The sequence below is a fragment of the Roseateles sp. FW301-B2 genome (assembly GCF_058788955.1).
The window spans coordinates 161,232-169,243 of sequence record NZ_JBYTBE010000007.1 but is presented as its reverse complement, the minus strand read 5'-3'; the positions used below and the strand labels follow the sequence as shown (position 1 = coordinate 169,243).

Below are 8,012 nucleotides of genomic sequence, written 5' to 3'. Positions count from 1 at the left end.
GTCAACCTCTCGACCGCGCACATCGCCGCGATCGAGACCGCCGACCTGAAGTCGCTGTCGACCTCGGCCCTGCGCGCACTGACGAGCGACCAGCTGGATGCGCTGACCAACGGCCAGCTGCAGGCCCTGACCTCGGCGCAGGTTGCCGCGCTCACCACGGCCCAGGTGCAGGGCCTCAACACCGGTGATCTGAACGCCTTCACCAGCGACCAGTTCGCCAAGTTCACCTCGGCCCAGGTCGCCGCGATGAGCAGCGACCAGATCGCCCACCTCACGACCGAAGACCTCAACGCCCTGGGTACGGCCCAGTTCGCGGCGATGAACTCCGACCAAGTGGCGGCACTGACCTCGGTGCAGCTGCCCAAGCTGGAGTCCGCCGACCTGCGCGCCATCAGCACGGCCGCCCTGCGTGCCCTGAGCTCGGATCAGGTGGCCGACCTCACCAGCGACCAGATCGCCCAGCTGACCACCGCCCAGGTGGCGGCGCTGAACATCAACCCCGACCAGTTCGGTGGCCTGTCCACGGCCGACGTGGTGGCCCTGAGCTCGGCCCAGATCGCCGCGCTGACCTCGGCCCAGGTGGGCAACCTCTCGACCGCGCAGATCGCCGCGATCGAAACCGCCGATCTGAAGTCGCTGTCGACCTCGGCCCTGCGCGCGCTGACGAGCGACCAGCTCGACGCGCTGACCAACGGCCAACTGCAGGCCCTGACCTCGGCCCAAGTCGCCGCGCTGACGACCGCCCAGGTCCAAGGTCTCAACACCGGTGACCTGAACGCCTTCACCAGCGACCAGTTCGCCAAGTTCACCTCGGCGCAAGTCGCCGCGATGAGCAGCGACCAGATCGCGCATCTGACCACCGATGACCTGAATGCCTTCGGTACGGCCCAGTTCGCCGCCCTGAACTCCAGCCAGGTAGCGGCCCTGACCTCGGTGCAGCTGCCCAAGCTGGAATCGGCCGATCTGCGTGCCATCAGCACGGCCGCCTTCAAGGCGCTCAGCTCCGACCAGATCGCCGACCTGAGCAGCGACCAGATCGGCTCACTCACCACCGGCCAGATCAATGCGCTGACCACCGACCAGCTGCCCGGCCTGTCGTCCGCCGACATCGTGGCCCTGAGCTCGGCCCAGGTGGCCTCGCTGACGGCCGCCCAGATCGTCAACCTCTCGACCGCGCATATCGCCGCCATCGAGACCGCCGACCTGAAGTCGCTCAGCACCTCGGCCCTGCGTGCGCTGACGAGTGACCAACTCGATGCGCTGACCAACGGCCAGTTGCAGGCCCTGACCTCGGCGCAGGTCGCCGCGCTCACCACGGCCCAGGTGCAAGGTCTCAACACCGGTGACCTGAACGCCTTCACCAGCGACCAGTTCGCCAAGTTCACCTCGGCCCAGGTCGCCGCGATGACCAGCGACCAGATCGCACACCTCACCACCGAGGACCTGAACGCCTTCGGTACGGCCCAGTTCGCCGCGCTGAATTCCGACCAGGTCGCTGCGCTGACCACGGTGCAACTGCCCAAGCTGGAGTCCGCCGACCTGCGTGCCATCAGCACCGCAGCGCTGCGCGCCCTCAGCACCGAACAGATCGACGCGCTGACCAGCGACCAGATCGGTGCCATGACCACGGCCCAGGTGGCGGCACTGACCACCAACCCCGACCAGTTCGGCGGCCTGTCCACGGCCGACGTGGTGGCCCTGAGCTCGGCCCAGATCGCCGCGCTGACCTCGGCCCAGGTGGGCAACCTCTCGACCGCGCAGATCGCCGCGATCGAGACCGCCGATCTGAAGTCGCTGTCGACCTCGGCCCTGCGTGCTCTCAGCAGTGACCAGCTCGACGCCCTGACCAACGGCCAGCTGCAAGCGCTGACCTCGAGCCAGGTCGCCGCGCTGACGACCGCCCAGGTCCAAGGTCTGAACACGGGTGACCTGAACGCCTTCACCAGCGACCAGTTCGCCAAGTTCACCTCGGCCCAGGTGGCCGCGATGAGCAGCGACCAGATCGCACACCTCACCACCGAGGACCTGAACGCCTTCGGCACGGCCCAGTTCGCCGCGCTGAATTCCGACCAGATCGCCTCGCTGACCTCGGTGCAGCTGCCCAAGCTGGAGTCGGCCGACCTGCGTGCCATCACGACGGCGGCCTTCAAGGCGCTGAGCTCTGACCAGATCGCGGCACTCACCAGCGACCAGATCGGCCAGCTCACCACCGGCCAGATCAATGCGATGACCACCGACCAGCTGGCGGGCTTCGCCACGGCCGACATCGTTGCGCTGAGCTCGGCCCAGGTGGCCTCGCTGACGGCCGCCCAGATCGTCAACCTCTCGACCGCGCATATCGCCGCGATCGAGACCGCCGACCTGAAGTCGCTGTCGACCTCGGCCCTGCGTGCGCTGACCAGCGACCAGCTCGATGCGCTGACCAATGGCCAGCTGCAGGCGCTCACCAGTGCCCAGGTGGCGGCCTTGACGACCGCCCAGGTCCAGGGTCTGAACACCGGTGATCTGAATGCCTTCACCAGCGACCAGTTCGCCAAGTTCACCTCGGCCCAGGTCGCCGCGATGACCAGCGACCAGATCTCGCACCTGACCACCGAAGACCTGAATGCCTTCGGCACGGCCCAGTTCGCCGCGCTGAACTCCGAGCAGGTCGGTTCGCTGACCTCGGTGCAGCTGCCCAAGCTGGAGTCGGCGGATCTGCGTGCCATCAGCACGGCGGCCCTGCGCGCCCTCGGTACCGACCAGATCGCTGCCCTCACGAGCGACCAGATCGGCAGCATGACGACCGCCCAGGTCGCCGCGCTGAACACCAACCCGGATCAGTTCGCCGGCCTGAACACCGCTGCCATCGTCGCGATGAGCTCGGCCCAGATCGCCGCGCTGACCTCGGCCCAGATGGCCAATCTCTCGACCGCGCAGATTGCCGCGATCGAGACGGCCGATCTGAAGTCGCTGTCGACCTCGGCCCTGCGTGCTCTCAGCAGTGACCAGCTCGACGCCCTGACCAACGGCCAGCTGCAAGCGCTGACCTCGAGCCAGGTCGCCGCGCTGACGACCGCCCAGGTCCAAGGCCTCAACACGGGTGACCTGAACGCCTTCACCAGCGACCAGTTCGCCAAGTTCACCTCGGCGCAAGTCGCCGCGATGAGCAGCGACCAGATCGCTCACCTCACGACCGAAGACCTCAACGCCCTGGGCACCGCCCAATTCGCGGCGCTGAACTCCGACCAGGTGGCGGCACTGACCTCGGTGCAGCTGCCCAAGCTGGAGTCGGCCGACCTGCGTGCCATCACGACGGCGGCCTTCAAGGCACTGAGCTCGGATCAGATCGCGGCGCTCACCAGCGACCAGATCGGCCAGCTCACGACCGGCCAGATCAACGCGATGACCACCGACCAGCTGGCGGGCTTCGCCACGGCCGACATCGTCGCCCTGAGCTCGGCCCAGGTGGCCTCGCTGACCTCGGCCCAGATCGTCAACTTCTCGACCGCGCATATCGCCGCGATCGAGACCGCCGATCTGAAGTCGCTGTCGACCTCGGCCCTGCGTGCGCTGACCAGCGACCAGCTCGATGCCCTCACGAATGGCCAGCTGCAGGCCCTGACCTCGGCGCAGGTCGCCGCGCTCACCACGGCACAGGTGCAAGGCCTGAACACCGGTGACCTGAACGCCTTCACGAGCGACCAGTTCGCCAAGTTCACCACCGCCCAGGTGGCGGCAATGAGCAGCGACCAGATCGGCCACCTCACCACGGAGGACCTCAACGCCCTGGGCACCGCCCAGTTCGCGGCGCTGAACTCCGAGCAGGTCGGATCGCTGACCTCGGTGCAACTGCCCAAGCTGGAGTCGGCGGACCTGCGTGCCATCAGCACGGCGGCCCTGCGCGCCCTCAGCACCGACCAGATCGCTGCCCTCACGAGCGACCAGATCGGTTCGATGACGACCGCCCAGGTCGCGGCGCTGAACACCAACCCGGATCAGTTCGCCGGCCTGAACACCGCCGCCATCGTGGCGATGAGCTCGGCCCAGATCGCCGCCCTGACCTCGGCCCAGATGGCCAATCTCTCGACCGCGCAGATCGCGGCCATCGAGACGGCCGACCTGAAGTCGCTCAGCACCTCGGCCCTGCGTGCCCTCAGCAGCGACCAGCTCGACGCCCTGACCAACGGCCAGCTGCAGGCCCTGACCAGTGCCCAGGTGGCCGCGCTCACCACCGCCCAGGTGCAAGGTCTGAACACCGGTGACCTGAACGCCTTCACCAGCGACCAGTTCGCCAAGTTCACCTCGGCACAAGTGGCCGCGATGAGCAGCGACCAGATCGCCCACCTGACCACCGAAGACCTCAATGCCCTGGGCACCGCCCAATTCGCGGCGCTGAACTCCGACCAGGTGGCGGCGCTGACCTCGGTGCAGCTGCCCAAGCTGGAGTCCGCCGACCTGCGTGCCATCACGACGGCGGCCTTCAAGGCACTGAGCTCGGATCAGATCGCGGCGCTGACCAGCGACCAGATCGGCCAGCTCACCACCGGCCAGATCAATGCGATGACCACCGACCAGCTGGCGGGCTTCGCCACGGCCGACATCGTCGCCCTGAGCTCGGCCCAGGTGGCTTCGCTGACCTCGGCCCAGATCGTCAACCTCTCGACCGCGCATATCGCCGCGATCGAGACCGCCGATCTGAAGTCGCTGTCGACCTCGGCCCTGCGTGCGCTCACCAGCGACCAGCTCGATGCGCTGACCAATGGCCAGCTGCAGGCGCTGACCAGCGCCCAGGTGGTGGCCCTGGGTACCGACCAGGTGCGCAGCCTCAACACCGGTGACCTGAATGCGCTGACCTCGGATCAGTTCGCCAAGTTCACCACCGCCCAGGTGGCGGCGCTGAGCAGCGACCAGATCTCGCACCTCACCACGGAGGACCTCAACGCCCTGGGCACCGCCCAGTTCGCCGCGATGACCACCGAGCAGGTGGCGGCCTTCACCTCGGTGCAGCTGCCAAAGCTGGAGTCGGCGGATCTGCGTGCCATCAGCACGGCGGCCCTGCGCGCCCTCGGTACCGACCAGATCGCTGCCCTCACGAGCGACCAGATCGGCAGCATGACGACCGCCCAGGTCGCCGCGCTGAACACCAACCCGGATCAGTTTGCCGGCCTGAACACCGCCGCCATCGTGGCGATGAGCTCGGCCCAGATCGCCTCACTGACCTCGGCCCAGATGGCCAACTTCTCGACCGCACAGATCGCGGCCATCGAGACGGCGGACCTGAAGGCCTTGTCGACCTCGGCCCTGCGTGCGCTGAGCAGTGACCAGGTGGATGCGCTGACCAACGGCCAGCTGCAGGCCCTCACCTCCACGCAAGTGGCGGCGCTGACCACCGACCAGGTACGCGGCCTCAACACCGGGGATCTGAATGCACTGACCTCGGATCAGTTCGCCAAGCTGACCTCGGCCCAGGTGGCCGCGATGAGCAGCGACCAGATCTCGCACCTCACCACGGAGGACCTGAACGCCCTGGGCACCGCACAGTTCGCCGCGATGAGCACCGAACAGGTGGCGGCGCTGACCTCGGTACAGCTGCCCAAGCTGGAGTCCGCCGACCTGCGTGCCATCAGCACCGCGGCCCTGCGCGCCCTGAGCTCGGATCAGATTGCCGACCTCACCAGCGAGCAGATCGGCCAGCTCACCACCGGCCAGATCGGCGCGCTCACCAGCGACCACCTGCCGGGCCTCAGCACGGCCGACGTCGTGGCCCTGAGCTCGGCACAGATCGCGGCGCTGAGCTCGGCCCAGATCGTCGACTTCTCGACCGCGCAGATCGCGGCCATTGAAAGCGCCGATCTGAAGTCGCTCGGCACCTCCGCCCTGCGTGCGCTGAGCAGCGACCAGCTCGATGCCCTGAGCAACAGCCAGCTGCAGGCGCTCACCTCGGCCCAGGTGGCGGCACTCACCACCGAGCAGGTGCGCGGCCTCAACACCGGGGATCTGAACGCGCTGACCTCGGATCAGTTCGCCAAGTTCACCTCGGCCCAGGTGGCCGCGATGAGCAGCGACCAGATCCTGCATCTCAGCACCGAGGACCTCAACGCCCTCGGCACGGCACAGTTCGCGGCGATGAGCACCGAACAGGTGGCGGCGCTGACCTCGGTGCAGCTGCCCAAGCTGGAGTCGGCGGATCTGCGTGCCATCAGCACCGCAGCGCTGCAGGCGCTCAGCTCCGACCAGATCGCGGCGCTGAACTCTGACCAGATCGGCCAGCTCACCGCCACCCAGGTGGCGGCGCTGGGCTCCGACCAGATCGCCGGCCTGGCCACCGCGGACATCGTCGCACTCGGCTCGGCCCAAGTGGCGGCGCTGACCTCGGCCCAGATCGTCGACTTCTCGACCGCCCAGATCGCGGCGATCGAGACCGCCGATCTCAAGGCCCTGGGCACCGCCACGCTGCGCGCCCTGACCAGCGATCAGCTCGATGCGCTGAGCAACGGCCAGCTGCAGGCGCTGAGCTCCAGCCAGATCGCGGCCCTGGGTACCGACCAGATCCTGAGCCTGAACACCGCCGACCTGAACGCCTTCACCAGCGATCAGTTCAGCAAGTTCACCTCGGCCCAGGTGGCGGCCTTCAGCACCGACCAGATCAAGCACCTCACCACGGACGATCTGAACGCCCTGGGTACCGCGCAGTTTGCGGCCCTCAGCACCGACCAGGTGATGGCGCTGAGCACGCTGCAGATCAGCAATCTGGAAACCGCCGATCTGCGCGCCCTGAGCTCCAACTCGCTCCGCTCGCTGACCAGTGACCAGCTCGATGCGCTCACGGCCAACCAGCTGCAAGCGCTGGGCGGCCAGGTCATCCTGCTGACCACCGACCAGCTGGCCGGCCTGTCGAGCACCGACCTGAACGCCTTCTCGTCCACGCAGTTCGGCGTCATGACCAGCGCCCAGGTGCAGGGCTTCACCACGCTGCAGATCGCCAACCTGGAGACGGCCGACCTGAAGGCCCTCAGCACCGCGGCGATTGGCGCCCTGCACACCGATCAGTGGGCGGCCATCACCTCGACACAGATCGGCGTGCTGTCCACCTCGCAGATCGTGGCCATGACCACCGAGCAGGCCTCCGTGCTGAGCTCCGACCAGGTGCTGGGCTTCAGCACCACCCAGGTGGTGGCGCTGGAGACGCGCGACATCGCGGCCATGACCATGGAGGCGGCGAATGCCTTCACCAGTGAGGACATCCAGGTCATGAGTGGTGCGCAGCTCGGCGCTCTGCTGGCGGTCTCGCCCATCGTGCTGGACCTGAACGGCGACGGTGTCAGCACCACCAGTGCGGCCAACGGCGTCAACTTCGACCTGCTGGGCATCGGCCAGAACTCCAAGGTCGGCTGGGCGGCGGCGACCGACGGTCTGCTGGTGATGGACCGCAACCATGACGGCGTCATCAACGACGGCCGCGAGCTGTTCGGTGCCGGCACCCTGCTGGCCGACGGCAAGCGCGCCGGCGACGGCTACACCGCGATGGCGGCGGAGGACAGCAACCACGATGGCAAGCTGACAGCGGCCGACGCCCATTACCAGGACCTGCGTGTCTGGGTGGACGCCAACCAGGACGGCAAGACCGAGGCCGGCGAGCTGAAGACGCTCACCGAACTCAACATCGTCGAGCTGGACCTGCACGCGAGCAAGGGCTCCACGGTCGACAACGGCAATCTGCTGGGCCTGGTATCGGGCTACAAGACGGCCGATGGCGCCGAGCACGCGATGGCCGACGTCTGGTTTGCCAAGGACAGGACGGCCGGCACGGAGGCGCCAGCAGCCGACGTCAAGCTGACCGACCTGTTGGCGGCGCCAAGCGTCGAGGTCTTGCCTGGCGGTGGCATGGTGACAGCGCAGCAGCACCGCGACGCCGAGTTGCATGCCCATCTGTTGCCGCTCAAGCGACCGGAGGACGACGAGAACAAGGGCGTGCCGCTGATCTGATGCAGCATCAGCCTGCCTGAGTGGCGGAGGGCGGAGGTGGGGCC

Annotated in this window: 1 protein-coding gene; it reads left to right on the top strand. The window is 67.7% G+C overall.

Translation table 11 applies throughout. The features are described 5' to 3' along the window. The coding region (locus tag AC3WQY_RS07420; RefSeq protein WP_492707083.1) for an SPM autocatalytic domain-containing protein at positions 1-7,968 on the top strand (7,968 nt) is incomplete at its 5' end. Positions 7,969-8,012: the final 44 nt, after the last annotated feature.